The 25,997-nt window shown below is 70.6% G+C and carries 26 protein-coding genes; 15 read left to right on the top strand and 11 right to left on the bottom strand.

Annotation, left to right across the window (positions count from 1 at the left end):
* The first annotated feature begins 504 nt into the window (after positions 1 to 504).
* The gene (locus ACH427_RS22505) at positions 505 to 1,044 is read left to right on the top strand and encodes a hypothetical protein (RefSeq protein ID WP_398871765.1); all 540 of its coding nucleotides are present in this window, start codon (positions 505 to 507) and stop codon (positions 1,042 to 1,044) included.
* 73 nt (positions 1,045 to 1,117) lie between these two features.
* Here the strand turns inward: ACH427_RS22505 and ACH427_RS22500 are convergent, their stop codons facing one another.
* Positions 1,118 to 1,840 carry a DUF4232 domain-containing protein gene (locus ACH427_RS22500; RefSeq protein WP_398871763.1) on the bottom strand — a complete coding sequence of 241 codons (723 nt, stop codon included), beginning with the start codon at positions 1,838 to 1,840 and terminating at the stop codon, positions 1,118 to 1,120.
* A gap of 369 nt (positions 1,841 to 2,209) precedes the next feature.
* Here ACH427_RS22500 and ACH427_RS22495 point away from each other — a divergent pair, with 369 nt between their 5' ends.
* Genes ACH427_RS22495 through ACH427_RS22480 form a run of 4 tightly spaced genes read left to right on the top strand, consistent with a single transcriptional unit; the run spans position 2,210 to position 7,558 of the window.
* Entirely contained in the window at positions 2,210 to 2,581 is a 372-nt protein-coding gene (locus tag ACH427_RS22495; protein ID WP_398871761.1) for a hypothetical protein, read from the top strand.
* The gene (locus tag ACH427_RS22490) at positions 2,578 to 6,846 is read left to right on the top strand and encodes a DUF6531 domain-containing protein (RefSeq protein ID WP_398871759.1); all 4,269 of its coding nucleotides are present in this window, start codon (positions 2,578 to 2,580) and stop codon (positions 6,844 to 6,846) included. Before ACH427_RS22495 ends, ACH427_RS22490 begins: the two co-directional genes overlap by 4 nt.
* Complete coding sequence (locus ACH427_RS22485; RefSeq protein WP_398871757.1) at positions 6,843 to 7,109, top strand: hypothetical protein; 267 nt, start codon at positions 6,843 to 6,845, stop codon at positions 7,107 to 7,109. Before ACH427_RS22490 ends, ACH427_RS22485 begins: the two co-directional genes overlap by 4 nt.
* Entirely contained in the window at positions 7,076 to 7,558 is a 483-nt protein-coding gene (locus tag ACH427_RS22480; protein ID WP_398871755.1) for a macro domain-containing protein, read from the top strand. The genes ACH427_RS22485 and ACH427_RS22480 overlap by 34 nt, the downstream gene beginning before the upstream one ends.
* A gap of 99 nt (positions 7,559 to 7,657) precedes the next feature.
* Here ACH427_RS22480 and ACH427_RS22475 read toward each other — a convergent pair whose 3' ends face one another.
* A complete protein-coding gene (locus ACH427_RS22475) occupies positions 7,658 to 8,056 on the bottom strand; it encodes a hypothetical protein (RefSeq protein WP_398871754.1) in 399 nt (132 codons plus the stop codon).
* 128 nt (positions 8,057 to 8,184) lie between these two features.
* Here ACH427_RS22475 and ACH427_RS22470 point away from each other — a divergent pair, with 128 nt between their 5' ends.
* Positions 8,185 to 8,607, top strand: a complete 423-nt coding sequence (locus ACH427_RS22470) for a hypothetical protein (RefSeq protein WP_398871752.1) — start codon at positions 8,185 to 8,187, stop codon at positions 8,605 to 8,607.
* A gap of 61 nt (positions 8,608 to 8,668) precedes the next feature.
* Here the strand turns inward: ACH427_RS22470 and ACH427_RS22465 are convergent, their stop codons facing one another.
* Both ACH427_RS22465 and ACH427_RS22460 read right to left on the bottom strand, forming a co-directional pair.
* Positions 8,669 to 9,094: a nuclear transport factor 2 family protein gene (locus tag ACH427_RS22465; RefSeq protein ID WP_398871750.1), complete on the bottom strand. Its 426-nt coding sequence runs from the start codon at positions 9,092 to 9,094 to the stop codon at positions 8,669 to 8,671.
* Positions 9,095 to 9,501: 407 nt separating this feature from the next.
* Positions 9,502 to 10,632 (bottom strand): site-2 protease family protein, encoded by a 1,131-nt coding sequence (locus tag ACH427_RS22460; protein ID WP_398871748.1) that lies wholly within the window; start codon positions 10,630 to 10,632, stop codon positions 9,502 to 9,504.
* A gap of 250 nt (positions 10,633 to 10,882) precedes the next feature.
* Here ACH427_RS22460 and ACH427_RS22455 point away from each other — a divergent pair, with 250 nt between their 5' ends.
* Positions 10,883 to 11,215 (top strand): hypothetical protein, encoded by a 333-nt coding sequence (locus ACH427_RS22455; RefSeq protein WP_398871746.1) that lies wholly within the window; start codon positions 10,883 to 10,885, stop codon positions 11,213 to 11,215.
* A gap of 9 nt (positions 11,216 to 11,224) precedes the next feature.
* Here ACH427_RS22455 and ACH427_RS22450 read toward each other — a convergent pair whose 3' ends face one another.
* Genes ACH427_RS22450 through ACH427_RS22440 form a run of 3 tightly spaced genes read right to left on the bottom strand, consistent with a single transcriptional unit; the run spans position 11,225 to position 12,584 of the window.
* A complete protein-coding gene (locus tag ACH427_RS22450; protein WP_398871744.1) occupies positions 11,225 to 11,500 on the bottom strand; it encodes a hypothetical protein in 276 nt (91 codons plus the stop codon).
* Between the two features lie 26 nt (positions 11,501 to 11,526).
* Entirely contained in the window at positions 11,527 to 11,718 is a 192-nt protein-coding gene (locus tag ACH427_RS22445) for a DUF397 domain-containing protein (protein WP_398871742.1), read from the bottom strand.
* 11 nt (positions 11,719 to 11,729) lie between these two features.
* The gene (locus ACH427_RS22440; RefSeq protein WP_398871740.1) at positions 11,730 to 12,584 is read right to left on the bottom strand and encodes a helix-turn-helix domain-containing protein; all 855 of its coding nucleotides are present in this window, start codon (positions 12,582 to 12,584) and stop codon (positions 11,730 to 11,732) included.
* 179 nt (positions 12,585 to 12,763) lie between these two features.
* On the opposite strand from ACH427_RS22440, the gene ACH427_RS22435 reads away from it, so the two are divergent.
* The 3 genes from ACH427_RS22435 to ACH427_RS22425 all read left to right on the top strand — a co-directional run bounded on the left by ACH427_RS22435 (position 12,764) and on the right by ACH427_RS22425 (position 14,447).
* Positions 12,764 to 13,360 (top strand): ATP-binding protein, encoded by a 597-nt coding sequence (locus tag ACH427_RS22435; RefSeq protein WP_398871738.1) that lies wholly within the window; start codon positions 12,764 to 12,766, stop codon positions 13,358 to 13,360.
* Positions 13,354 to 13,584 carry a DUF6255 family natural product biosynthesis protein gene (locus ACH427_RS22430; protein ID WP_398871736.1) on the top strand — a complete coding sequence of 77 codons (231 nt, stop codon included), beginning with the start codon at positions 13,354 to 13,356 and terminating at the stop codon, positions 13,582 to 13,584. The genes ACH427_RS22435 and ACH427_RS22430 overlap by 7 nt, the downstream gene beginning before the upstream one ends.
* Before the next feature lie 95 nt (positions 13,585 to 13,679).
* On the top strand, positions 13,680 to 14,447 hold the full coding sequence (locus tag ACH427_RS22425; RefSeq protein WP_398871734.1) for a response regulator transcription factor: 768 nt from the start codon (positions 13,680 to 13,682) through the stop codon (positions 14,445 to 14,447).
* A gap of 129 nt (positions 14,448 to 14,576) precedes the next feature.
* Here ACH427_RS22425 and ACH427_RS22420 read toward each other — a convergent pair whose 3' ends face one another.
* Positions 14,577 to 16,220 carry an ArnT family glycosyltransferase gene (locus ACH427_RS22420; RefSeq protein ID WP_398871732.1) on the bottom strand — a complete coding sequence of 548 codons (1,644 nt, stop codon included), beginning with the start codon at positions 16,218 to 16,220 and terminating at the stop codon, positions 14,577 to 14,579.
* Complete coding sequence (locus ACH427_RS22415) at positions 16,217 to 17,473, bottom strand: glycosyltransferase (protein ID WP_398871730.1); 1,257 nt, start codon at positions 17,471 to 17,473, stop codon at positions 16,217 to 16,219. Before ACH427_RS22415 ends, ACH427_RS22420 begins: the two co-directional genes overlap by 4 nt.
* Before the next feature lie 1,095 nt (positions 17,474 to 18,568).
* Between ACH427_RS22415 and ACH427_RS22410 the strand changes: the two genes are divergently transcribed.
* From ACH427_RS22410 to ACH427_RS22395, 4 genes are read left to right on the top strand one after another with little or no spacing between them, the layout of a single operon-like run.
* Entirely contained in the window at positions 18,569 to 19,807 is a 1,239-nt protein-coding gene (locus tag ACH427_RS22410; protein WP_398871728.1) for an ATP-binding protein, read from the top strand.
* Positions 19,804 to 20,895 (top strand): hypothetical protein, encoded by a 1,092-nt coding sequence (locus ACH427_RS22405; RefSeq protein ID WP_398871726.1) that lies wholly within the window; start codon positions 19,804 to 19,806, stop codon positions 20,893 to 20,895. The genes ACH427_RS22410 and ACH427_RS22405 overlap by 4 nt, the downstream gene beginning before the upstream one ends.
* Before the next feature lie 42 nt (positions 20,896 to 20,937).
* A complete protein-coding gene (locus ACH427_RS22400; protein WP_398871724.1) occupies positions 20,938 to 21,297 on the top strand; it encodes a histidine triad nucleotide-binding protein in 360 nt (119 codons plus the stop codon).
* 15 nt (positions 21,298 to 21,312) lie between these two features.
* Positions 21,313 to 22,221, top strand: a complete 909-nt coding sequence (locus ACH427_RS22395; protein ID WP_398871722.1) for a ribonuclease Z — start codon at positions 21,313 to 21,315, stop codon at positions 22,219 to 22,221.
* Positions 22,222 to 22,423: 202 nt separating this feature from the next.
* Here ACH427_RS22395 and ACH427_RS22390 read toward each other — a convergent pair whose 3' ends face one another.
* Both ACH427_RS22390 and ACH427_RS22385 read right to left on the bottom strand, forming a co-directional pair.
* Complete coding sequence (locus tag ACH427_RS22390) at positions 22,424 to 23,224, bottom strand: HAD family acid phosphatase (protein ID WP_398871720.1); 801 nt, start codon at positions 23,222 to 23,224, stop codon at positions 22,424 to 22,426.
* Positions 23,225 to 23,370: 146 nt separating this feature from the next.
* Positions 23,371 to 24,750 carry a 6-phospho-beta-glucosidase gene (locus ACH427_RS22385; RefSeq protein ID WP_398871718.1) on the bottom strand — a complete coding sequence of 460 codons (1,380 nt, stop codon included), beginning with the start codon at positions 24,748 to 24,750 and terminating at the stop codon, positions 23,371 to 23,373.
* Positions 24,751 to 24,820: 70 nt separating this feature from the next.
* Between ACH427_RS22385 and ACH427_RS22380 the strand changes: the two genes are divergently transcribed.
* Entirely contained in the window at positions 24,821 to 25,993 is a 1,173-nt protein-coding gene (locus ACH427_RS22380; RefSeq protein WP_398871716.1) for a PfkB family carbohydrate kinase, read from the top strand.
* The last annotated feature ends 4 nt before the right edge of the window (positions 25,994 to 25,997 follow it).

The raw sequence follows: 25,997 nt of genomic DNA, 5'->3' as shown, positions 1-25,997 counted from the left end.
GATGCGGCTGGCCTTGGCGTCGGTGTCGTACGCGCGCATCCACGTTATGCAGACCTGCCGCCCGTGAACTGTCCGGCTTTGCACCGGACCGGACGGTGGCCGGACCTCTCATCAGCGTCTCCGACGGCACCCCTCGGGCCCGGTGACACCACCCCCCAGGTCATACCTTCGACAGGGGGGAACAGTCATGCCGGGCCCGGAGGCCAGCGGCCCTCTTGCAGGACCGCGAAAAACATAACGGGGGGGGGCGGGGGTGACCGGCCGCGCGGCCGTGGAGGACTTCATCGAGTTCGGTGAGGCGTAGGGCACCCCACCCGGCGGACAGGCCGGAATTCGGCTGTCCGCCAAGGGATTTCCACCGCCAGGGCAAGCGGCTCCCATGAGCGGGTAAGAAAAGCCGCTGGTCACCACATGTTCACCTCGCGGCTCTACCCGCATAGATCTCTTGAGTGGTGTCATGCGCACAACAGCCCGGATCGGCCGGGCCTCATTGTGGAGCCCCCCATGCGCTCTTCGTACGGACTCGCCGCCGCCTCGGCCTCCCTGGCGCTCGCCGCCTCCGGCCTGCTCGTCGGCGCCGCCCACGCCACCCCGCACGCCGCGGGCCTCGCCTCCTCGTGCAGCCAGTCGCGGTTGCCGCTGCCCGATCCGACCTGTCAGCCCGGCGCGTACAACCCGGACGTCACGCAGGACACGATCGGCTCGACGATATGCGTGCCGGGCTGGACGAAGACCGTGCGCCCGCCCGTCTCGTACACCACGCCGCTGAAGATCAAGCAGATCGGCGAGTACGGCTACAGCGACACCAGCACCGCGGACTACGAGGAGGACCACCTCGTCCCCCTCGAACTCGGCGGCGCCCCGAGGGACCCCAAGAACCTCTGGCCCGAGCCGCGTTACGGCGATGAGCCCGCCCAGAGCAAGGACACTGTCGAGAACCGGCTCAAGACCGCCGTCTGCGGTGGCGAGGTCACCCTCGACGCGGCGCGTAGCGCGATCGCCCAGGACTGGACCACCGCTCTGTCGAACCTCGGCCTCAACTGACAGCTGTGAGGGCGGGCGGCTGTGGAGGCGGCCGGCGGCGAAGGCAGGGCGGCGCCAGTGGCTGTCCACGCCGTCACCGGGGAACGGCGGCCTGCCGCGAGGTGTGCCAGTTGGTGACGACCGGCCTGTCGACGGTGATGCTGCCGGTCGTCAGGCCGACCGGTCCGGTCGGGTCGCCCTCGCCCACCGAGACCGTGATGTCGGCCAGTTCCTTGCGGCCGCCGGAGTTGGTGGTCTTGGGGTTCATCCCGGCATACGCGGTGATGCCGCCGCTCAGCCTCACCTCTTCGGTGGCGGCCTGTTCGGCCGGCCCCGCCTCGGTGCCGTCGGAGCCCAAGGCCACCACCGGGTGCGCGCCCGGGAGCGTGCAGGTGATGCCCGGCTTGGCCTTCACCGAGATGAGGATGTAGCCGCCGGCCTGTGTCTCGGACCTGGCGCTCCAGGTCAGGTCGTTGGTGCCGCAAGCCTGACCGTAGCCGCTCTTGCCGCCCTTGCCGCCGTCCCCGTCGGCGGACGCCTTGCCGCCCTTGCCGCCGGTCGAACTCCCGCTGTGCGCGCCCGCCGAGTGGCCGGGGGACGCGGAGACCTTGGCGCTGCCTCCCGCGCCTCCGTCCGCCTCCCGTCCGCCCTGGTCCGCGGAGCGCGACGCGCTGGGCGAGGACGGTGCGGCGGCACCGGCCGAGGGGGAAGCGGCGGCATCGGCCTTGCCCCCGCCCCCGCCGCAGGCGCTCAGCGACAGGACGCCGGCCAGCGCCGTGGCGGCCAGGGCGGTCGTGCGGAGGGGGTTCTTGCGCATGGGTGTTCCCGTCGTGGTGATGTGAGTGGTTCGGCCGGACACACGGTGCGAAGCGCACGTCGCTGTCGCCGGGAACGAGCTTCGCGGCCGGGCGGCCGGACCCGCAACGAACTGCGGGAAAGACGGGACGCCGGAATGGTCAAACAGCCTTTGACCTGCGGAAATACCGTCCCCATGGAACGGTCGCCTGGATCGCGCGGACAGGTCGGGAGCGTACGGCGCCACCGATCGGCCCCGTGGCCGTGTCCTCCGCCGGCGGTACGGGCCCGGCCGCGCCCACCGGATCAATACGAATCAACGTGCGATTATGTGACGCTGAGCGAGCGTCATCCCTCGGCCGATGGCGCGTACCGGTGGGGGAGGCAAGCGATGGGTGCGAGCCCGAGCGGCGACGACAAGGTCCTGGACATCAAGACGGCGGACCTGAAGTCGGCGGCACCGGTCTTCCACGAGCAGAGCAAGCACCTGAGCGAGGCGCTCACCACGCTCGTCAAGACGCTCGACGGGCTCGGCAAGCCGTGGGGCGAGGACGACGCGGGCAAGCAGTTCGAGGACTTCTACAGCCCCCAGCAGAAGCTGATCGAGAGCGCCACCGGCACCCTCGTCCTCGGCCTGGTCAGCATCCACGAAGCGCTCACCGACATGTCGGACGGACACGTCGACAACGACGAGCTGATCGCCGGGATGTTCACCAAGAAGGGCGTCGCCGCCGGTGGCGAGCACGGCAAGGGGAGCAAGTGAGCGTCGCCGACGAGGCCAGGCACGTCCTCGAGAAGCTGGGCCTGAAGTGGCCCGATGGCGACCCGGGCAAGCTGCGCGAGGCCGCCGGCGCCTGGCGGGCCTTCGCCGACAGCGTCGACGCGGTCCGTAAGCCCGTCGACAACGCGGCCCGGACGCTCATCCACAACAACAAGGGCGAGTCGATCGACGCCTTCGAGATCTTCTGGTCCCGCTACGCGGGCAAGGGGGACAAGGGCTGGCTGAACGACATCCCCAAGGCCGCCCGCGAGCTGGCCGGGAATCTGGACAAGCTGGCCCACGCCATCGACGACGCCGTCGACAAGCTGTGGACCAAGATCGGCATCGAGGCCGGTGTCATCCTGGCGGGCGTCGGCCTGGCCTGGCTCACCGTTGGCCTCTCGACGGCCGCGTCGGCGGCCGCGGCCACGGCGGTCATCGAGCTCGGCACCGCCGTCGGCGTCACCATCTCCACCGTGGTCGCCGAGGCCGCCGCGACCACCCTCGTCATGGCCGCCTTCGCGGGCGTCGAGTCCGTCACCGTCGACCTGGCCGTCGCCCAGCCCATGAAGATCAGCGCCGGGCTGCAGCAGGGCCTGAGCCTGGACGAGGTCAACGCCGCCGCCAAGGACGGCATGCTCTACGGCGGCCTGTTCGGCGGTTACGGCAGCCTGGCACGCAACAGCGTCGAGGTCGGCGGCATGCGGAACCTGCTGCTCCGGGGTGCCCGCCCCGACCTGGTCGAGCTGCCCGCCGCCGCCCGTCCCACGGAAAACCTCAAGTGCGTCCGGGACCCGATCGACGTCGCGACCGGCGCGATGCTGCTGCCGCAGACGGACGTCACCTTGCCCGGCGCGCTCCCGCTGGTCGTCGAGCGCACCCATCTGTCGACGTACCGCGCGGGCGGCTGGTTCGGCCCGACCTGGGCCTCCACGCTCGACGAGCGGGTCCAGCTCGACGCCGAGGGCGTGGTCTACGCCGCCGCCGACGGCATGCGCCTGGTCTACCCCGTCCCCGTGCCGGGCGAGCCGGTCCTGCCCGTCAAGGGCCCGCGCTGGCCGCTGACCTGGGACGGCATACCCGACGGCGTCATGACCGTCACGGACCCGGCCACCGGTGTCGTACGGACCTTCGGCGGGCTCACCCCCACCGACGTGCCCGGCGCCGTCCAGCTGCCGCTGACCGAGGTGTCCGACCGCAACGGCGCGCGGATCGGCATCGAGCGCACCGCGACCGGCGTCCCGACCGCCCTCCGGCACTCCGGCGGCTACTACCTCGCCGTCGACACCGAGGGCGCGCGCGTCACCGCCCTGCGCCTGCTGGACGAGGCCCCCTCGCCGTACGACCCGGCGGGCGCGCCCGGCCGGGGCACGGATCTGGTCCGCTACGGCTACGACGACGCGGGAAACCTCACAGAGGTCATCAACTCCAGTGGCAAACCGCTGCGGTTCACCTACGACGCCGAGGGCAGGCTCACCTCCTGGACCGACCGCAACGGCATGTCGTACGGCTATCACTACGACGCGCGCAGCCGGGTCGTGCGCACCGAGGGCACCGACGGCTTCCTCTCCGGCAGCCTCGTCTACGACGACGAGCACCGCGTCACGACCGTCACCGACTCGCTCGGCCGGCGGAGCACCTACCGCCACAACGCCGACGCCCGTGTGATCGAGGAGACCGACCCGCTCGGCCACACGACCCGCACGGAGTGGGAGCCGAGGGGCGAGCAGCCCCTCGCCGTCACCGACCCGCTGGGCCGTACGACGCGCTACGCCTACGACGAGGCCGGGAACCTCACCCGTGTCACCCTCCCCGACGGCACCACGGGCACGGCGGCCCACAATGACCGTTGCCTGCCGACCGAGGTCACCGAGCCCGGCGGCGGGGTCTGGCGCCACGCGTACGACGAGCGCGGCAACCTCCTCGCCACGACGGATCCGGGCGGCGCGGAAACCCGTTACGGCTACGACGAGTTGGGCCACCTGGCGTCGGTCACCGACGCCCTCGGCCACACCCGCCGCGTCACCTGCGACGCGGCCGGGCTGCCGGTCGCCGTCACCGACCCCCTCGGCCACACCACCTCCGTCACGCGCGACCGCTTCGGCCGCGTCACCGAGGCGACGGATCCGCTGGGGCACACGACCCGCACGGTCTGGACGCCGGAGGGCAAGCCGAGCCGGCGCGAATACGCGGACGGCACGCACGAGACGTGGGCGTGGGACGGCGAGGGCAACCTCCTCAGCCACACCGACCGGGCGGGCAGCACGACCCGTCACACGGTCGGCCACTTCGACCTCCCGGCCTCCCGCACGGACCCCGACGGCACGGCGTACGCCTTCGCCTACGACACCGAGCTGCGGCTCACGGGCGTGACGAATCCACAGGGCCTGACCTGGTCGTACGCCTACGACGAGGCGGGCCGCCTCACGTCGGAGACGGACTTCAACGGCCGGACGCTGACGTATGAACACGACGCGGCGGGTGGGTTGACGGCCCGCACGAACGGCGCGGGCGAGACGCTCCACTTCGTGCGGGACGCGCTGGGGCGAGTGCTGGAGCAGGGCGCGGCGACGTTCTCCTACGACGCGGCGGGCGGCCTGGTGCGGGCGGTCAACCCCGACGCGGAGGTCGTCCTCGAACGCGACGCGCTCGGCCGCGTGCTGTCCGAGACGGTCAACGGCCGGACGACTTCGTACGCGTACGACGCCGTGGGCCGCCGCATCCGGCGCGTCACCCCGTCCGGCGTCACGTCGACGTGGACGTACGACCCGGCGGGCCGGCCCGTGGAGCTGCGCGGCGACGGTGGCACGCTCACCTTCGCCTACGACGCGGCCGGCCGGGAGACGGAACGGCGCCTGGGCGACGCGGCCGTGCTCACGCAGGAGTGGGACAGGGCCGACCGCCTGACGTCCCAGGTCATCACGGGTCCGGCCGCCCGCATCCTCCAGCACCGCACGTACGCGTACCGCGAGGACGGCTACCTCACGGAGATCCGCGAACTCACCTCGGGCACGCGCCGTTTCGACCTGGACCGCACGGGCCGCGTCACCGCCGTGAACGCCCACGGCTGGAAGGAGACGTACGCCTACGACGCCGCGGGCAATCTCACCTACGCCAAGGCCCCGGCCCACGAGGCGCCGGGCGCCCGCGACGTCGAGGGCACGATCGTCCGCCGCGCGGGCCGCACGACGTACGAACACGACGCGCAGGGCCGCCTGGTCCGCCGTTGCCGCAAGCTTCTCAGTGGCCGGACGCGCACGTGGACCTTCGAGTGGGACGCGGAAGATCGCCTCACGGCGGCGACGACGCCGGAGGGGGAGCGGTGGGAGTACGCGTACGACGCGCTGGGCCGCCGAATATCGAAGCGGTGCGGGGCGGACGAGACGCTGTTCTCGTGGGACGGCACGAGACTGGCGGAGCAGACCGCTCCTGACGATGCGATCACGACGTGGGACCACGCCCCGGGCACGCACCGCCCTCTGACCCAGACGACGGGCGTTCGCCACGCCCCGTCCGGGTCATCGATCGCGCACTTCGCGGAGCCGGCCCCGACGTTCCACGCGATCGTCACGGACGCGGTGGGGACGCCGACGGAACTGGTGACGCCGTCGGGGGAGTTGGCGTGGCAGCGGCGGACGTCTCTTTGGGGGACGGGTTTGCCGGAGCCGCGGGGGGACGGGCCGGAGTGCCCTCTGCGGTTTCCGGGGCAGTACGGGGATGCGGAAACGGGGCTGCATTACAACTACTTCCGGTATTACGACCCGGAGGGGGCGCGGTATGTTACGCCCGATCCCCTTGGGCTTGACCCAGCCCCGAACCATCACACCTACGTCGTCAACCCTCTGGCATGGGCCGACCGACTGGGGCTGGCGCCGTGCAGGGTTCTCTTTCACTACACCACCGAGGAGGGCCGGACGGGGATACTGAACTCCAAGGAGATTTATCATGCATCCGGGCCTGTGCATGCCCGCTTTGGTGACGGTCAGTACTTCACAGATATCGCTCCCGACAGCATAAAGGGGATTAAGAAATCCGACCTGACCCCGCAAGATGTTGAGGCAGGTGGGATATCTGGATATCAGCTGGTGACTCGCCTCTTCGGGCGCCCGACCAGGTGGGGTCTCAATAGAACGACGGACTATGTGGGGGTCGACGTCACGGGCCTCGATATATCCCAAGGCAGGCCCTGGGTGTTCCTTCATCCGAACGACGGACCACTGGATATCACCGACCGGATCGTAACCCACGGAAAGACCTACCAGCCATGACAGACTATTTCACTCTTGCGATCGAAACGGCCGATGGTCGCGACGCTGTCGCATATTACGAATTTGTTGAAACGGTCCCCACGAGGCAAGTTACCAATGTAGGTGATGAGTGGCACACGTCGCGTAGGGATTTCCACCCTGTCATCGGGCCGCTGATCACGGATCAGTTTCTCCAGCCCGGTGAGTTCGATGAGGAGGATAGAATCTCTGCGGAAGAGTTTGAAGCGGTATGGGAGCGAGCCGTAGCTCAGGAGGGAGCATAGTGGCTACCGTCGAACATCGGATCGGAGACTTGTTCGCGGCCTCTGATGTCGATGCCTTGGCTCACGGGTGTAACTGTGCGGGAGCTATGGGGCGTGGTATCGCGCTCGAGTTCAAGCGCCGTTGGCCGTCCATGTACGAGGAATATCGACAGCGTTGCCGAAGTGACCGGTTCAAGGTAGGCGATGTTTTCCCGTGGCGGAGTCCTGAGGGTGTGACGATCTACAATCTCGGTACGCAAAAGCACTGGCGTGCCGGGGCGGAATTGCCTGCGGTCGTGACCGCCGTAGATGCCATGTTGAATCATGCGGCTGCGCATGGTGTGCGAAGGATTGCCATGCCGCGCATCGCTGCGGGCCTTGGCGGATTGGATTGGGTGGATGTCGAAAAAAGCATCACTCCCGTCATTGAGTCCGCCCGGCCCGAAGTGATCATCTACGAATTGGGGTGAACGAGGGGTCGCGCCGGGCAACTCCAGCCACTTGATGGGTGGGGGATTCGGGATGTTGACGGTTGATGCCGGGTCCGGAACCGGAGGTAAGGCGGACTCCTACCGGCACACCCCATGCGCCGTGCCCAGGATCTTCACCGTCTCCTTCGGGGTGATGCCGAGTTCCTTCGTCGTCTTCTTGGCCTGGTCCGCGAGTGCCTGGCCGTGCGCCGCGCAGAACGCGTTGCCGTGCTCGACGAGCAGGTCGTCGCTGATGCCGTCCAGATCCGAGTAATTCGTTCGGATCGTCCGGAGGTAGCTCGCGCGCAGCAAGCCCGTCAGTTGGCGCGCTTCCGCCGGGGTGGCCGCCGGGGCGGCCGCGGAGCTCTGCGCGGGGCTGGGTGACGCGCTCGCGGAAGCCGACGGAGCGGCGGCGGTCGAGCCGGACGCGCCGCACGCCGACGTGCCGAGGGCCGTCGCCGCGACGAAGAGGGCGAGCATGGGCAGGCGCTTGTACATGAATCTCCTGGTGCATAGGGAAGCAAGGGATAGTTTCCCCTATGTCCGAACAGCGTCGTTTCCGGGGGCGAACCGGCTCGTTGAACCGGCGAGTCGTCCCGAATGAGAGGAAACGTTCTGTGCGCCGGATGAGTATCGCCCTCGCCGCGGCCCTTGTGATCGGTGGAGCGGGCGCCGCCCACGCCCAGCCCCGAGCGCGTGCCGATCAGCCGCCCTTCCCGTACGCGGATTGCATCAACGCCGCCAAGCAGAACAAGGAGAGCGCGGCCCACGCCAAGTGGCACTGCGACGAGTTGGTGAAGAAGGGCTGGATCAAGAAGCCCATGGGCAATGAGGGGCAGCTCCAGAAGGCGCAGCCTCAGAAGCCGCAAGCCAAGAAGCCGCAACAGCCACAGAAGCCGCAGCCGCAGGTCAAGAAGGCGCCGCCCAAGAAGGCCGCCGTCCACAGCCCGCACGCCAAGCGCGCGCACCTCAAGAGACTGCACGCCAAGAAGACGCACGCCCAGCACCCGCACACCCAGCACTCTCACATCAGGCATCCCCACACCTGATCCCGGCAGCGGCCCGCTAAGCCCGGCCCCCCGTCCCGGGCTTCGCGGGCCGCGCGCATGCTCAGGCCGGGTCGGCCGCGACCAGCGCGCGCTCCCAGTGCTGGGTGTCGGCGTATTCGCGCATGGTCACGATCTTCCCGTCACGTACGACGAAGACGCCGCTGTTCTTCTGGTCGTACGCCCTGCCGGTCCTGCCCGTCGCCCATGAATCCCACTCGACGAATACCTGCTCGCCCTCACCGAAGACATTGGTGACGCGCACACCGATCTCCCGGTTGGGGTCGAGGTGGGCGAACGCGGTCGCGAGGAATCCGCCGATCACCTGGTCCCGCCCCTGCCAGGTCCCCGAGATCGGCAGATCTCCGGCGTACCAGCAACTCCCGTCCTCTGCCCAGGAATTCAGAATGGTTTCCTGATCGCCGGTTGCCAGCGCCTCGAAGTAGCGCCGGACCACGTCCTTGGGTTCGCTGGTCATGAGGCTGGTCATGAGCTGGTTCCATTCCTTCCATAGAAGCCGGGCGGTCCTTCTGCCCGGCACCAAGTCAATCCGCGCCCGCGGTACCGGCCAAGGCGCAACCCGCGCACGCACTGATCACGAGCGGCGATCAACGCGGGGCAATGGGCCGATGGCGCGATCCGCGAACCCCGACCGGTTCCTTGAGGAACGCGAACGCGAACGCGACCGCGACCGCCAGCCGACTCCGGGGCGGGCGCGACGCGCCTTGTCGCGACGGCGCACGCGCTGCGGCGCCGGCCGATCGGCTCGCTGAGCGTCGAGGAGTTGCGCGTACTCGTCCGGCAGGACATCGGACGCGAAGGCGGCCGAGCTCTCTCCCGCGCTGCGGCCGGAGGCCGGCCGGTTCCTCGGCTGACCACGGGGAGCCGGGGAAGCCCTCAGGTCACCGAGCCGCGTGCCTGTTCACGGCGGCGCGCCGTGCGGGCGATGTCCTCGCCCGTGACGGTTCCGACCAGACGGCCGTCGACCACCACGAGGATCGCCAGCCGTGCCGCCGGGGTCGCCCGCTCCAGCACCCCGACCAGGTCGTCCGGCGGGGCGGCGACCGTGCACTGGCCGAGCGGAACGGCCACGTCCCGGACGCGGACCTCGCCTCGTTGCGACGCCGGCACCATCGAGAGCCGCAGCCGCTCGGCCAGGCCGCTCGCCTGGCCCGCGAAGTCGAACAGCGGGACCGCGCGGCGGTCCGTCCGCGCCATGACCTCCGTGAGGAACCGGTCCACCGTGTGCCAGTCGGGCCCGGCGAGCGGCTCCGGCGTCATCACGTCCGCGACCCGTACGCCCTCCAGCGCGGACACGAGCACGGCCTGCCGGATCTCGGCGACGGCCGAGACGCTCACGAAGCCGCCGATGAGCATCAGCCACAGCCCCTGACCCGTCCCGCGCACGACCTCGAACCAGCCGGCGACGACCAGCAGGAACCCGGCCGCCTGGCCGCAGCGCCCGGCGACGCGCTGTGCCCGCGCCCGGTCGCCGCCCCGCCACCACAGCGCCGCCTGCAGGATCCGCCCGCCGTCCAGGGGCGTGGCCGGGATCAGGTTGAACGCGCCCAGCAGCAGATTGGCCCACCCCGCCCAGACCAGCACGGCCGACACCAGCGGCCAGTGCAGCGCATGCCCGGCGCCGAAGCCGGCGGCCAGGACGATGCCGCCCAGGATCAGGCTGGTCAGCGGGCCGGCCGCGGACACGAGGAACTGGACGCGCGGTGTGGCGGCGCGCCCCAGCCGGGTGACCCCGCCCAGGCCCCAGACGGTGATGTCCTCGACCTTGATCCCGGCCCTGCGGGCGGTCACCGCGTGCGCCGATTCGTGCAGCAGCAAGCTCGCCGTCAGCAGCACGGCACCGGCCAGCCCGGCCGCGTCGTACACGCCGGAGGAGCGCCCCGGGACCCAGGCGGGCAGCGTTCCGCCGGCCAGTCCCGCGCCGAGGAGAACGATCAGTACGGGCGCGCTCCAGTGAATCCGCAGCGGAACGCCGAAGATCTTGCCGAGGGGTAGAGAGCCGCCCATCCGCCTGTCCCGTCACCCGGGCCGGGCCGCCACCGCTGGGGCCCGGCGCTCCCCATTATCCGCCCGCCCCCGGAATGGCGACCTGGCAAGGGGCTCCGCCGGGCGCACGGCGCACGGGAGAGGGCACGCATGTTTCCGGGCTGCCACCGCGGTCGCCCGCCGCTCCCCGTCTTCCGCCCGGCGGCAGGCGACGTTACAGTTGATCTTGGCTCGCCACCGATGGGGTGGGTGCGCGGAAGGGGCTTGCCGCATGCTCGGTTGGACGATATCCGTGTACGGTCTGACGCCGGAGCAAGGGGAACGCGGCACGGGCGGTGACCGCGTGGACGCGGAACTGGCTTACTGGGAAGTCGGTTGCTTCGGGCTGGACTGGCTTACGGAGCTCGTGGCCGCCGGCAAGGCCGAGCAGGTGTCACACGGCGGCTGTCCCAACCGCCACGTCGCCCGCGCGGGCGACGTGCTGCCGCTGCTCGCCGACGGTGTCCCCGATGACAACGCCCGCGAGGTGAAGCTGCACACCGACCGCATGGCCGCGTGCCCCGCGGACCAGGTGCTGACGATCGTCACGTGGGACCAGTCCTGAGGGTTCACCTCAGGGACGGAACAGCAGCATGCTGCCCGCGAGAGCCATGACGGCTCCCACGGGGATCAGGACGGCGCCCAGAAACCGGAGGTAGCCCGCAGTCCCGAAGAAGGGGACGAAGACGGGGTCGAGGCGGCCGCTCGCCTGGTGAATGAGTTCCAGCTTCTTGCGGTTTCGCGCTACTCGGCGGGTCACCGTGCCGCGCACGTTGAAAGCCTGGATGACACCGAAGACCACCGCGCACAGGCCGACGGCTATGAAGATGACGGGGAGAAGAGCGGGCATCCCGCGATCGTAACCCGAGTTCGCGATCAGGGCATGCGCCCAAGGCCCTCCTTTATGCGGGTTATGAGGGGGCGGAGTCTGTCAGGGGTGGTCGTGAGGACGGTGCCGGGGAAGCCGCTCTCGCAGAGTTGGATGTTGCCGATGGGAGTGGTGGCCAGGTGCAGGCAGGTGGAGCCCGACTCGCAGAACGAGGATTTCTGCCAGTGCAGCGGAATCACGGTTCTTCCTTTCAGGATTCTTTCGCGATGCGGTGCATGAGGTCGCGTGACTTGGTGGGATTGAGCGCGACCTCCTCCATACGGTCGAGCATGGCGCGGAACCTCTCCAAGCTGGCGGCAAGGTCGATGAGTTGTCCGCCGTGGGCGGCGTCGATGGTGACCGTGTCGAGTTGGGGAACCGCGCCGTAGAAGTAGTCGACCCCGTGTCCGGAAACGGGGAAGGACTCTGCTGTGAAAGGGATGGCGACGACGGTCACGTTGGGCCGCTCGCTCATGGAAATGAGATGCGCGAGCTGAGCGGTAGCCGTCTCCGGGCCTCCGAACCGCATCCTCAGTGCGGCCTCGTGGATGATGGCCGTGTACTGGGGAGGCTCGTCGCGGAAGAGGATCATTTGCCGCTTGATGCGGTGCGATACGCGGTACTCCACGGCATGCGGTGGCAGTGAGGGCACGAACTCGCGGAAGATCGTGCGGGCGTGTTCCGGAGTCTGCAACAGGCCTGGGACCGTGATGGCCTGGGTGACGCGCAGTGCGGTGGCGTGGTGTTCGATCTCGGACAGCTCCAGCAAATTCTGCGGGAGCTGCTCCCGATACTCCTCCCACCAGCCGCGCTTGCGCTCGCCCGTCATCGCGGCAAGGGCTTCGACCAATGACCGGTCCGAGCAGTCATACGTACGCGCCAGCGCCCGCACCCTGTCCGCGCTCACTCCGTACCGACCGGCTTCGATATTGCTGATGCGCGATTGGGTGACGCCGAATCGAGCCGCCGCTTCCGTCGCGGACAGATCCGCCCGCTCCCGCAGTCTTCGCAGCTCGGCTCCAAGTCGGCGCTTTCGTACGGTCGGTAGAGGTGTGCTCGGCGGCATCGTGCTCCTCTTGGTGCTCGCACACAGTGCGCTGTTGTCACTCGATCGGGTCTCATGGGCTACTGCTCATGGATTACGGGGAATGTAGTCCATGGAGCGCGCTACCGTGTGAGCCACGCCACTCGGCACCGCGAGGCGCGCCGAAGTGATCCAACTCCACCTCCCGCCAGGAGACTTCCATGGCAACCGTAGCCAAACCGCAGCCCTGGACGTACACCCTCGAACTGCCGCGCGACCCCCGCGCCCCGGGAATCGCCCGTGCCACCCTCCGGTCCGTCCTTCACGGGCACGACATGCCAGAACTCGCCGAAACCGCCGAGCTGTTGGCATCCGAGCTGGTCACGAACGCGTACGTCCACACCGAAGGCCCCTCCTCCATGCGCGTGGACGGCGAGGAAGGGGATCACCTGCGGGTGAGCGTGTGGGACACCTGTCCGAGGATTCCTGCGCTCTTCGGAGGGGCCGCCTCCGGTGCGCGCGGCGGGCCGGAGGGCGACGGCGGGCGGGGGCTGTGGCTCGTGCGGGTGTGCGCGAACGCGTGGGGAGGCGACTGGGGCGACGAGGGCGGCAAAGTGCTGTGGTTCGAGCTGCACCCCGAGGGGCGGCGGGTGCGGAAGAGCGCGTCGCCCGTCGGCTGCGGCGAGTGCGCCGGGCTGGAAGCCGTACGGCGCAAGGTGGTCGCGTCCGGCGCCGCGCAGCGGGCCGTCGAGGAAGCGACGATCGCCGTCCGCAGGCACTTCCGGAACGCCCACCTCCTGAACGGGGACACGTGGTGAGGCATTGCGCGCACCGGTCGGGATGGACGCGCGACGGAAGCGCGTCGAGCTGCGACACCTGTGACACCCGCCGCTTCACCGACTACGCGTCCCTGCGCCCGCCGGGCCTCCCGCAATGGATCACCCCGAAACCCCGGCACCGCCACGAAGCGGACCGCGCGGCGGCCTCGCGCTTTTCGAGGAGCTCTCGGACGCGGTCCGCGAGACGGTCCCGTACGGGATGATCTGAGAGCGCCAGTGCCGGTATCGGCCCCGGCCGGATGGCCGAAAAGTACCCCCCGCCTCACCCCCTCCCCGCCATGAACGACATGCTCGGAGGATGTCGCAGCTCCACACTCAGGATTACGAGCGCATGCTCGACCTCGTCGCCGCCGTGCTCGAAAGCGACGACCCCGCGGCGTCAGGGCGGCTGATATCCGAGCATCTCCGCACCGCTTTCGACTGCGGAACGGTGATCTTCGCCGAGGTCCGTACCGCACAGCGCAGCGGGCGGGCGTTGGGGTGGGCGCCGGGGTCGATCGGGGCCGAGGCCGAGCACGTCATCCGGCGGCGGGTGGCGCAGCGGCACCCGATGATCTCGTACCTGGCCGCCGGGCGGCAGAGCCCGGCGATCGTCAGTGACATCTGTGACAAGTGGCGCCACTCGCAGTGGTACTCCGAGGCCCGCCGGGACTACGGCACGACTCAGCAGCTCGGGCTTCCGCTGCCGGGGGAGCCCGGGATCCTGCGCGTCGTCTCGCTCGGCCGCATGGGGGATTTCGGCCGGCGCGAGCTCGAATTCGCCCAGCGGATCCAGCCACTGCTCGTCAGCGCGCACCGCAACATGCGGGAGCAGCAGCGGCTGCGCGACGCGCTGGCCGCGGCCACCGGGGCCGTACGGCAGGTCGAGAGCCACGAGCTGACGCCCCGCGAACTCACCGTCCTCGGGCTGCTCGCCGAGGGCCTCACCGCCGAGGGCATCGGCCGGCGCCTCACCATCTCCCCGCACACGGTCAACCGGCACCTGGAGAAGATCTACCGGAAGCTCGGCACCAACAACCGCGTCTCCACCGTATCGCTGGCCCGCCGCTTCGGTCTCGTCATGTGACTAGGAAGACCTTCCTATGGCGGGGCCAGGCCGTCTTCGTCACGCTCGACAGCAGAGGTGGAGCTGCCGACGCCGACCGCGGGGGATTCGGCGTCGGCGGACTCCCACTCGATCAGCTCTCCCGTCCGGTCAGCGGGACCGCTCCGTCACCCGGTCCACCCGGCGGATCTCGACCCGGGACGGGCCCTTGCCGAAGGCGGCGACGGGGGCGGAGTGCCGGAGGGCGGCGTCGACCGTGGGCAGTGACGGGGCGTCGCGGCGGACCGCCGGCGTCGTGACGACATAGTCGACATCCCGCCAGCCGTGCGGCAGCGACTTCGCCACGGCCGGATCGAGATCCGCCTTGTAGAACCAGATCGCGCCGGTACGGGGCGCGTAGCCGGCGTGCACCAGGTCGAGCCAGACCGCGTCGTCGGTGAGCACGCGCGTACGGCCCGGATCGGGCACCTTGTCCGGATCCCGCAGCCAGGAAACGGCCGCGCGGTAAGGGCGGTTGACGTCGGCGGTGAGCTCCGTGCGCGTGCCCGCGTACCAGCGCGGCCCGGCGTACGCGCCCGCCGCCGCGGCCAGCAGCACGACCGCCGTCCAGCGCGCCGGATACCACCGGCGGCAGAAGCCGGGCCGCGTGCGCAGCAGCGCGCAGGCGACCGCCGCGGCCACCCCGGCGAGGGTCAGCGAGAGGAAAGGCAGCGCCTGGATGACATACATCGCCGGGAGATAGCCGGACGGCCGCAGGGCCACGGCCGCGAGCAGCAGCACGGCCACCGCGGGCCCCGCGAGCGCCCGGCCGGTGACCGAGCGGCGCACGCACACCAGCAGCAGGACCGCGGCGAGCAGCCCGCCCAGCGGCAGGGCCCGGTCGTAGTACAGCCAGGAGTCCAGCACGCGGTGCGCAGCCGAACCGGGGGAGAGCAGGAAGCCCGAACCCGCCCGGCTCATCTGATAGGTGATGCCCTCCATGAGCGACACATGGCCCGGCCCGGGCAGCAGCTCGTGGTTGAGCAGCGCGAACAGCGGATACGACAGCCCGGTCAGCACGCAGGCCAGCACCGCCCCCGTGACCGCGAACTTACGGGTCGCCCGGTGACTGTGGCGCCACAGCGTCAGCAGCAGCGCGGGCAGCACGATCAGGATCGTCTCCTTCGACAGCACGCCGACCGCCGCCGCCAGGCCCGCCCCGAAGTGGTGCCACAGATGCCGCCGCGGCGAGGCCGCCAGGCAGAAGGCCAGCAGCATCCACATCACGGCGATGTTGTCGAGGAAGATCTCCCGCTGGAAGACGACGGACAGCGGCGAAAGGCCGTAGAGCGCCATGGCCAGCCCCGCCGCCCAGTGCTGCAGCCCGAGCCGCCGCCCCAGCGCATAGACCAGCACCGCGCTCGCCGCCGACACCAGCAGCATCGCGCAGCGCATCGGCGCGACCGACATCAGCTCCGGCGCGACGACCGAGGGCACCGCCGTCAGGAACGCGAGCTGAAGCCAGCCCAGGGGCGGATGGTCGTACCAATACGTGTACGGCGTGAGCCCCTTGCCGTGCTGGACGGCCCACGCCTGCGCGAGATACGTCCCCTCGTCGTCGCTCAGTGAGGGATAGCCCATGATGTTCCGGCCCTGCACCAGAGCGATCACGACGAGCAGCAGCCCGCACAGCGCCAGGTCCGGCACGGACCGGCGCAGCCGCAGCACCGGTCTGACGACCACGTGCGGCCGCCGGAGGACGGGTGGCGGCCGGAAGGGGGTGACGGGCGGGGCGGAGGCGGCAAGCGGGGTCAAGAAGTGACGTCCTCTCGGATCAGATGCGCGCCTACGTGCTGGGTCAGCTCCCACTCGTTGCGGCCCCGCTGCTCCCGCCAGACCGCGCGGAGGGCGGCCCCGGCGAGCAGCAACTGGTAACAGGGCCCGCCCGCGATCAGCTTGAAGTAGTGCCGCAGGCGCACGCGCAGCCCGTACTGCACACCGAAGTCGTGCAGTCCGACGACCTCGAAGACGAAGGTGACGAAGGCGGTGACGGCCGGCAGGAACGTCAGCACGGCGATCTGCACGGGGACGTGCAGGAGGAACGTCACCACGACGTTGAGCGGGATGATGACGCCGGTGAACGCCTGCATGAACGGCGTCATCAGGGTGTAGCGGGCCAGCATCCGCTGCCCGAACGTGGGCAGCCGCTGCCAGTCCCGCTTGCGGTAGACCTGGAGGAAGCCCTGGTTCCATCGGGTGCGCTGCTTGAGCAGGCTCAGCAGGGTGTCCGGCGTCTCCTCGCGGGTGACCATCTCGGAGTCGTACGCCACGACCACGCGCCGGCCCCTGCTGGAGAGCCGTACGCCCAGGTCGCAGTCCTCGGCAAGGCAGTTGGGGTCCCAGCCGCCGGCCTCGCGCAGCACGTCGGTGCGGACGAAGACGGTGTTGCCGCCCAGCGGGATGAACCCCTTCTGGGCGTGCAGGTGCAGGCGGCTTCGGAACCAGAAGAAATACTCCAGGCAGTTGCGCAGGCTGTACCAGCTGGAGTGGAAGTTGATCAGCTGCACGCCGCCCTGCACCACGTCCGCCCCCGTCGCGCGGAAGGCGTGGTCGACGTGCGCGAGCAGCGCCGGGTGCACCTGGTCCTCGGCGTCGAAGACCCCGACGACATGGCCGAGGCAGTGGGGGAGCGCCGTGTTCAGCGCCTTGGGCTTGTTCTTCTTCGCGTGGGTGTCGACGATCACGCGTACGTGCCCGGGCGCCGCGGCCGCCACGCGCTCGGCGACCGCCGCGGTCTCCGGGTCGTCGTGCCCGACGATCACCAGGATCTCGAACCGGGTGTGCGTGGACTCCAGCAGCCGTCTGACGGTGGGTTCCAGCACGGCCTGTTCGTGCCGGGCGGGCAGCAGCAACGAGAAGCTGAGGGCGGTGTCACCGCTCGGCTGCTCGAAGCTGGTCGCCGCGAGCGTCTCCGGTGTGCGCCACGCGTGCATCTGCCACCACAGCGTGAACGCGGCCATCCAGAACAACGTCAGGGACACGGCACCGACGACAACGGACGTGAGCAACGAAGTCCCCCCGCGTATGGCTCCCCATTCGCACGAGAGGGTACGGGCGGTGGACGCGGGCGCGACGGTGAACGGATGAAAGCGGACCCCCCGAACTGATGGGCGGTGAAAGGAAATTGACGGTTCGCCAACGTCTGGACGGACGCACTTCCGCCCGGCGGCCGGGAGTGGGAAGCTGCCCTCTATGGGTGCATTGAGGCGCATTCGGGACCGGCGGTTGCTGAGCGCGGCGGGAGCCGTGGCGCTCATGGGCCCGGCACTGCTGGCCCTCACCGGCTGCGAGCCGGCCGGCGACGGCGGCCTCGACGCGATCACCGTCGCCGTCACCACGGGCAAACGGGCCACGGACGAGCTGAAGGCCGAAGGCTATAACGTGCGCTGGCTCTCATGTGCCGGAAAGGCGGAGGACGCCGGCGTCACGGACAAGGGGTCGCCGCGGCCGGTCCCGGCCGTCGGGGTCGACTGCGAGGGGCGGACGGGGGGTGGGGGGAAGATCATCGTTTTCGGGCGGGTCACGGGGATTTCCGGTGATGCGTGCGTCAAGGGGCGGTTGACCGCGAAGGTGGACGGGCGGACGGTTTTTGTGGTTTCGGTGCTGGGGGACTGCTCTCGGGCGTCTTCCGGTGGGTCCGATGGGTCCGGCGGGCCGTCTTCCGGTGGGTCCGGGGGGCCGCCTGCTCCGCCTGCGGATCGCTCGGGGTCGCCGAGTTGTTCGCCTTCGCATGCGCCCTCCGGACGGGGGGTGTCTCCGTCGGGGCCGCCTGTGCCGTCGGTTGTGCCGGGGAAGTAAGGGGTGGGTGCGGGGCCGTTGCGCCTGCGGCGGGCTTTTCCCCTACCCACCCTTTCCCGGCCGCGTCTGATCTGCGGCTCCGCCGCGTGGGGGGCAAGCCCCCGGACCCCCGAGAACGTTGCGCGCCCCGGAACCGGGGCTGCGCCCCCGGCCCCCAGCAACACGCTTCGCGCGTTGTCCTCAAACGCCGGACGGGCTGAGTTCGCACCCGGATCCGGGCTCCGTCTCCAACCCCCAACAGGCTGAAACACATTCCCCCACGGCCTGAAATGAAGCGTGTCACCGCCCCGGCATACCCTGTTGCCATGTCCGAGTCACCGCTCATCATGAGTCTGCGTACGGCTGTCGAAGCCGCCCCCGACGACGTGCCCCTGCGTCTGCATCTCGCCCAGCTTCTGCTCGACGCGGGACTCGGTCAGGACGCCATCGCCCATGTCGCCGCCGCGTTGCAGCGCGATCCCGGCAACACCGAGGCGCAGACGCTGATGGCCCGCGCCGTCGCGCCCCCGGCCGTCGTGTCCGCGCCCGCGCCTGCCCCCACCTCGTACGACTGGAAGCGCGCCGAGAACGAGCTCTCCGACGTCGTACCGCCCGCCTTCGTGCAGCCAGAGGAGCCGCACCCGCCGCTCGCCGCCGACGGCGACGACGCGGACGACGGGTCCCTGTGGGAGGTCGAGACCGGCAGTGTCAAGCTCGCGGACGTCGGCGGGATGCACGAGGTCAAGGACCGCCTGGAGGCGGCGTTCCTCGCGCCCATGCGCAACCCCGAGCTGCGCAAGCTGTACGGCAAGAGCCTGCGCGGCGGCCTGCTGATGTACGGGCCGCCCGGCTGCGGCAAGACGTACATCGCGCGCGCCGTGGCGGGAGAGCTCGGCGCCCGCTTCATGTCGGTGAGCATCAGCGACGTCCTCGACATGTGGATCGGCAACTCCGAGCGCAACCTGCGCCAGCTCTTCGAGACGGCCCGGCGCAACGCCCCGTGCGTGCTCTTCCTCGACGAGATCGACGCCCTGGGCGCCAAGCGCAGCCAGATCCGGCACACGGGCATGCGCAACACCGTCAACCAGCTCCTCACCGAGCTCGACGGCGTCAACGGCAGCGCCAACGAGGGCGTCTTCGTGCTCGCCGCCACCAACCACCCGTGGGACGTCGACACCGCGCTGCGCCGGCCGGGCCGCCTCGACCGGATGCTGCTCGTCCTGCCGCCCGACCAGCCCGCCCGCGAGGGCATCCTCCACCACCACCTCAAGGACCGGCCCGTCGCGGGCATCGACCTGGCCAAGCTGGCCAAGCGGACCGACGGGTTCTCGGGCGCGGACCTCCAGCACCTGTGCGAGTCCGCCGCGGAGCGCGCGCTGCTGGACTCCGTACGGACCGGCCGGGCCCGCATGATCGAGATGTCCGACCTGCTCGGCGCGCTCGACCATGTGCGCCCCTCGACGGGCCCGTGGTTCGCCTCGGCGCGCAACGTCGCGCAGTTCGCGAACGAGGGCGGTGCCTACGACGAGCTGCTCGCGTACCTGAAGCGGAAGAAGATGCTTTGAGCACGACCACCCCCGGCCTGGTGACCCGCGCCATGGCCCTCATGGACATAGGCCGCACCGACCAGGCCCAGGAGCTGCTCGTACAGCACCTGGCGCAGGAGCCCGAGGACTCGCGTGCCTGGGAGCGCTTCGCCGCCTGCCGGATCCGGGCGGAGGACTACCGGGGCGCCATCCAGGCCGCCGACCGGGCCCTGGCCGCGAACCCCGAGGAGGCGGACGCCCATCTGCGCCGCAGCGAGGCCCTCCGCTTCGTCGGCCTGTCGTACGAAGCCGTGGACTCCGCCCGCGAGGGCGTGCGGCTGCTCCCGGAGGAACCGGTCCCGAGGGTCGTGCTGTCGAAGGCGCTGCGGCTGATGCCCGGCGGCGAGGGGCGCGCCGAGGCGTACGACGCGGCGCTGGACGCGATCCGGCTGCGGCCCGAGCTGATCGACGCGCACTTCGCGCTCTATCTCGTGGCGCACGACATGGGGCGCAAGGACATCTGCGAGCAGGCGATGCGCCACGTGCTCACCATCGACCCCGGGAACGGCGACGCCCGCAACAACCTCGCGGCCCTCGTCATCGAGCAGCCCCAGGGCGATCTCTACGACGCCCTGGGCTATCTCTCCGAGGCGCTCGCCGCCGACCCGAACTCCTGGCACGCCCACCACAACCTCCAGCTCATCACCGGCAAGCTGATGCGCCGCGCGTGCTGGCCGGCCCTCGCGTGCTTCGTCATCGCCATCTTCACGATGATCGTCACCGACACCTCCGAGCCCGGCCGCGGGCTGCCCCCGGCCATCCCGCTCGCCGCCCGGCTCGCCGGGATCGCCGCGATGGCCGCGGTCTGGACGGGCAGCCTCCTGTGGGTCCGGCACAAGGTGCCGGCGCGCCTCCGCGGCTTTGTGACGCAACTGCCGCGCCGCAGCGTCTCCCTCCGCGCGATCGCCCTGGGCGCGGCGTGGTGCACCCTGATCTCGACCCTGCTCCTGACGGTCCGCCTGGACCCCCAGTGGCTGTTCGGCGTCTTCAACATCAGCGCCCTGGGCGGCCTGGGGGCGTGCATGGCCTTCGCGGCCAGGACGAAGCACCGGCAGGCGCCCCGGTAATATCCGCTGGGTATCAGCCGTCGAGATCCCAAGGAGCCACCGGTGGCGGGAGAACCGCAGGCCGACTGCCTGTTCTGCAAGATTGCCTCGGGGAAGGTACCGGCGACCGTCGTCCGGGAGACGGACACGACGGTCGCGTTCCAGGACATCAACCCTCAGGCGCCCACCCACGTCCTGGTCATCCCCAAGGTGCACTACCCCGACGCCGCCTCCCTGGCCGCCGCGGAGCCGCGGGTCGCCGCCGACATACTGTGCGCGGCGGAGGAAGTGGCCGCCAAGACCGGCATCAAGGAGACGGGCTTCCGGATCGTCTTCAACACCGGCGCGGGCGCGGGGCAGACCGTCTTCCACGCCCACGCCCATGTGCTCGGCGGCCGTTCCCTCAACTGGCCTCCCGGCTAGAGCGGAGCGACTCCCTTGTCCGTACGCGAACTCGTCGTCCTGGGCACCGCCAGCCAGGTGCCCACGCGGCACCGGAACCACAACGGCTACGTCCTGCGCTGGGACGGCGAGGGACTGCTCTTCGACCCCGGCGAGGGGACGCAGCGGCAGATGCTGCGGGCGGGAGTGGCCGCGCACGACCTCGACCGGATCTGTGTCACCCACTTCCACGGTGATCACTCGCTCGGGCTCGCCGGCGTCGTCCAGCGCATCAACCTCGACCGCGTGCCGCACCCGGTCACGGCGCACTATCCGCGCAGCGGGCAGCGCTTCTTCGACCGGCTGCGGTATGCCACGGCCTACCGCGAGACGGTGAAGCTGCGCGAGGAGCCGGTGTCCGGCGAGGGCGCGGTGCTGGCCGAGACCCCGTCGTACGTCCTTGAGGCGCGCCGCCTCTCGCACCCCGTCGAGTCCTACGGCTATCGCCTCACCGAGCCCGACGGCCGGCGCATGCTGCCCCACCTGCTCGCGGCGCACGGCATCACCGGCCCCGACGTGGGCCGCCTCCAGCGCGACGGCGCGCTCGGCGGCGTCACCCTGGACGAGGTCAGCGAGGTGCGGCGCGGGCAGCGGTTCGCCTTCGTGATGGACACGCGGCTGTGCGACGGGGTGTACGCGCTGGCCGAGGGGTGCGACATGCTCGTCATCGAGTCGACGTTCCTGAACGAGGACGCCTCGCTGGCGGTCGACCACGGGCATCTGACGGCGGGGCAGGCGGGGGCGGTCGCCGCGGCTGCTGGGGTGCGGCATCTTGTGCTGACGCATTTTTCGCAGCGGTATGACGATGCGTCGGCGTTCGAGCGGGAGGCTCGGGGGACGGGGTTCGCGGGGGAGATCACGGTTGCGCGGGATCTGATGCGGGTGCCGGTGCCGCGGCGGGCGTGATTGCCTCAGTCCCGCCCCTTTGCTGCACTGGGGCACGCCCCGGGCGGCGCCTGCGGCGGGCTTTGTTCCCCTGCCCCGCCCCTTCCCGAAGCTGGGGGCAAGCCCCCAGACCCCCGCAACACGCGGCAACGGACCGGCAGCCGGGGGCCTGGGGCACGCGCCCCAGTCGGGAAGGGGCGGGGCTGGGGAACGAGAACCCCCGCTACGGCAGGAAGTACATCGGGTTCGGCAGCTTGTACGTACGCTTCGCGTAACCACCCGACAGATCGCTGTACTGGTCACCGAAGTTGGCCACGATCTCGTAGCCCTCGGACTCGATGTGCTTGCGGGTGCCCGACTTGTACTGCACCGTCGTGCAGGAGGCACCGCACGGCAGGTACGCCGGCGGCGTCTTCTTGTTCTTCAGGAAGAAGTGCGCGGGGTCGGCGGCCGGCTTGTAGCCCGCGTTCTTGAGGTTGCGGACGCTCCAGTCGCGCTGGTGCTCGTCGCGGCCGGTGACGTAGAAGACCGTGATGCCCTTGGACTGCGCCCAGTTGACGAGCTGCGGCATGCCGAAGACGGGGGCCATGTCCGTGGACTTCAGGTAGGCGTCCTGCGAGGCGGGCGTGAAGTTGAAGCCCTGCTGGAGCTCGTAGTTGTAGGTCAGCAGGGTGGTGTCGTCGACGTCCAGCACGATGGCGGGCTTGGCGCCCTTCTTGCCGGACTTGTTCTTGACGACGTGCTCCAGCTGGGCCTTGGCCTTCTTCTGGATGTCCGCGAGCTGCTTGGCGTAGTTGCTGTCGGGCGAGGCGTAGTGCTGGCCCTTCTTGTCCACGGTGTCGCCGTAGTACGCCTTGATCTTGTCGGTGACCTTGGTGAGGTTCGGGATCTCCTTGTCCGTGCGCGGAGCGGAGTGGTCGGCGGTGGCCGCGCCCGCGGCGTAGAGGCCGGTGCCGACGGCGACGGCCGCGGTGACCGCGGCGATGCGGACGCGCTTGCGCTTGGACGTGAGGGAGGGCTGCACGAAGACTCCAGGTGAGCAGGGTGGGTGCAGCGCGAAACTAGAGGTTTGGCGGTCCTCGGTCAAGGGAATGCGACGTGACATTTCTACGCGCGGAGATACCCCACACTCGGACGGCGGGCCCCGGGCGAGGCCCGGCACCCGCCGTCTCAGACCGCAGTGGTCTCCTGCCGCAGGGCCGCCGAGCCCCAGCCGTTCGCCCTCGCGCTCTCCGCCGCGCGGTCCAGGATGCGCGCCGCGGCCGCCGGGGAGTCGACCAGCGGGTGCAGCACCAGAGCGCGGAGAGCGGCCGTACGGTCCTGCCGTACGGCCGCCTGGATGGCCGCCCGTTCGACGGCCTTGAGCTGGAGCATCAGCCCGAGTTGGTCCTCGCTCAGCGGGGCGCACGGCAGCGGTCTCGCGCCGTCGGCGCCCACCTCGCAGACCGTCTCGATGATCGCGTCCGGGTCCAGCGCCGGAACGGTCGTCCCGTTGGGCACGTTGAGGATCAGGCGCGTGCGCTCGTCCCGGGAGACCGCCCGCATCAGGGCGAGCGCCACCTGGTCGTAGCCGCCGCCCTCCAGGTCGCACGAGTCGCGCTGCCAGCCGCCGCTCGCGGCCCGGCTCTCGGCCATGTAGGTCTCCTCGCGGCGCAGCCGGGTGCGCTCCCACAGGCGGTACGCCTGGTCGGGTGACGCGGCCGCCTCGTGGAAGAAACCGCCCTGCTGCTGGTCGAGGAACTCGCCGCGGGTCTCGACCGCCTCCAGGACCGAACGCAAGGTCTCACGACGGTAGTAGTAATAGTGCAGATATTCGTTGGGCAACGCGCCCAGGGCCTGGAGCAGCGGCGCGCCGAAGAGCTTGCCCTCCTCGAAGGAGCCGAGCGCCGTCTCGTTCGCCAGGAGTCCAGGAAGGAGATCCTTGCCGTCCACCTTCAACGAGCGCAGCCAGCCGAGGTGGTTGAGCCCCACGTAGTCGCAGGTCACCAGATCGGGGTCGACCCCCGCGGCGTGCGCCGCGCGGCGCACCAGCCCCACGGGTGAATCGCAGATCCCGATGACCCGTTCGCCCAGGACCTGTGCCATCGCCTGGGTGACCATGCCCGCCGGATTGGTGAAGTTGATGACCCACGCGTCGGGGGCGACCGCCGCCACCCGCTCGGCGATGTGCAGGGCCACGGGGATCGTGCGCAGTCCGTAGAGCACACCGCCCGCGCCCACCGTCTCCTGGCCCAGCACGCCCTCGCCGAGGGCGATCCGCTCGTCCCGTACGCGTCCCGCGGTGCCGCCCACCCGGATCGCGGAGAAGACGAAGTCCGCGCCGCGCAGCGCCTCGTCCAGGCCGCGGGCGATGCGCACGGCCGGGGCGTCCGGCACGTCCTTCGCCTGTGCCGCCAGCACGGACGCGATCACCCGCAGTCTCATGGAGTCGGTGTCGTAGAGCACGAGTTCTGTGCAGCGTCCGGGAGTGCCGCGCCGCGCGTCGTCCAACAGGGCCCGGTGCACCAGGGGCACCCGGAAACCGCCACCGCCGAGAATCGTCAGCCTCATGGAACGGAACGTATCGCAGCATCGGGCAGACTGTCCGGACCCGCACCCGTGAGAGGAGCAGCGAGCAAGCATGACGATCATTTCGCCTCATGCGGCACCGCAGTCGGCTTTCCCCGGCGAGCGCTTGCAGGGGGGTGGGTGCGCGCACGAGTTCGCCGGAACGGCCGTGCCCGTCCTCGACCCGCTCGCGGAGGTGCGGGCCGCGGGCGATCCGGAGACCGACGTCTATCTGACCGGCACGGTCTTCCTCGACATCATCTTCACCGGCCTGGACTCCGCCCCCGTGCGCGGCACCGAGTCCTGGGCGCGCGGGATGGGATCGAGCCCCGGCGGCATCGCCAACATGGCCACCGCCCTCGCCCGGCTGGGCCTGCGCACCTCGCTCGCCGCCGCCTTCGGCGACGACATGTACGGCGAATACTGCTGGGAAGCCCTCTCCCGCGGTGAGGGCATCGACCTCGGCCTCTCCCGCAAGGTCCCCGGCTGGCACTCCCCGGTCACCGTCTCCATGGCCTACGAGGGCGAGCGGACGATGGTCTCCCACGGGCACGAGGCGCCGCCGCCCGAGGAGCCCGCCCCCGAGTGCCCGCCCCCGGCCCGCGCCGCCGTCGCCCTCCTGGTGCCCGGCCGGCAGGAGGAGTGGATCGCGAGCGCCGCCCGCCGGGGCAGCCGGGTCTTCGCCGACGTCGGCTGGGACGAGACCGGCCGCTGGGACCCCGCCGACCTCGCCGACCTGGAGCACTGCGAGGCGTTCCTGCCCAACGCCGAGGAGGCCATGCGCTACACCCGCACGGACTGCCCGCGCGCCGCCGCCCGCGCGCTGGCCGAGAAGGTGCCGGTCGCCGTCGTCACCATGGGGGAGAGGGGCGCGTACGCCGTGGACAGCGCCACGGGCGAGAGCGCCGAGGTGCCCGCCATCGCGGTCGAGGCGCTCGACCCCACCGGCGCGGGCGACGTCTTCGTCGCGGGCTTCGTCACCGGCACCCTCGCGGGCTGGCCACTCGCCGACCGCCTCGCCTTCGCGGGCCTGACCGCCGCCCTGTCCGTACAGGAATTCGGAGGGTCACTGTCCGCGCCCGGCTGGGTGGAGATCGCCGCCTGGTGGAAGCACGCGCGGTCCTTCGACGACCAGCCCCCGGCCGCCCTGCGCCGCTACGCCTTCCTCGACGGTGTCCTGCCCGCGGCGGCCCGGCCCTGGCCGCTGCGCCGGGCGGTGCCCACGCTGGGCTTCCGCCAGCCGTAAATCC

This window comes from Streptomyces sp. NPDC020379, from assembly GCF_044387105.1.
Lineage (GTDB): Bacteria > Actinomycetota > Actinomycetes > Streptomycetales > Streptomycetaceae > Streptomyces.
This window is presented reverse-complemented; position numbering and strand designations above follow the sequence as displayed.

Bases quoted from the DNA above. Each gene is read 5' to 3' on its own strand.
- ACH427_RS22505 (WP_398871765.1), top strand. From the start codon at position 505: ATGCGCTCTTCGTACGGACTCGCCGCCGCCTCGGCCTCCCTGGCGCTC.
- ACH427_RS22500 (WP_398871763.1), bottom strand. From the start codon at position 1,840: ATGCGCAAGAACCCCCTCCGCACGACCGCCCTGGCCGCCACGGCGCTG.
- ACH427_RS22495 (WP_398871761.1), top strand. From the start codon at position 2,210: ATGGGTGCGAGCCCGAGCGGCGACGACAAGGTCCTGGACATCAAGACG.
- ACH427_RS22485 (WP_398871757.1), top strand. From the start codon at position 6,843: ATGACAGACTATTTCACTCTTGCGATCGAAACGGCCGATGGTCGCGAC.
- ACH427_RS22480 (WP_398871755.1), top strand. From the start codon at position 7,076: ATGGGAGCGAGCCGTAGCTCAGGAGGGAGCATAGTGGCTACCGTCGAA.
- ACH427_RS22475 (WP_398871754.1), bottom strand. From the start codon at position 8,056: ATGTACAAGCGCCTGCCCATGCTCGCCCTCTTCGTCGCGGCGACGGCC.
- ACH427_RS22470 (WP_398871752.1), top strand. From the start codon at position 8,185: ATGAGTATCGCCCTCGCCGCGGCCCTTGTGATCGGTGGAGCGGGCGCC.
- ACH427_RS22465 (WP_398871750.1), bottom strand. From the start codon at position 9,094: ATGACCAGCCTCATGACCAGCGAACCCAAGGACGTGGTCCGGCGCTAC.
- ACH427_RS22460 (WP_398871748.1), bottom strand. From the start codon at position 10,632: ATGGGCGGCTCTCTACCCCTCGGCAAGATCTTCGGCGTTCCGCTGCGG.
- ACH427_RS22455 (WP_398871746.1), top strand. From the start codon at position 10,883: ATGCTCGGTTGGACGATATCCGTGTACGGTCTGACGCCGGAGCAAGGG.
- ACH427_RS22450 (WP_398871744.1), bottom strand. From the start codon at position 11,500: ATGCCCGCTCTTCTCCCCGTCATCTTCATAGCCGTCGGCCTGTGCGCG.
- ACH427_RS22440 (WP_398871740.1), bottom strand. From the start codon at position 12,584: ATGCCGCCGAGCACACCTCTACCGACCGTACGAAAGCGCCGACTTGGA.
- ACH427_RS22435 (WP_398871738.1), top strand. From the start codon at position 12,764: ATGGCAACCGTAGCCAAACCGCAGCCCTGGACGTACACCCTCGAACTG.
- ACH427_RS22425 (WP_398871734.1), top strand. From the start codon at position 13,680: ATGTCGCAGCTCCACACTCAGGATTACGAGCGCATGCTCGACCTCGTC.
- ACH427_RS22410 (WP_398871728.1), top strand. From the start codon at position 18,569: ATGTCCGAGTCACCGCTCATCATGAGTCTGCGTACGGCTGTCGAAGCC.
- ACH427_RS22385 (WP_398871718.1), bottom strand. From the start codon at position 24,750: ATGAGGCTGACGATTCTCGGCGGTGGCGGTTTCCGGGTGCCCCTGGTG.
- ACH427_RS22380 (WP_398871716.1), top strand. From the start codon at position 24,821: ATGACGATCATTTCGCCTCATGCGGCACCGCAGTCGGCTTTCCCCGGC.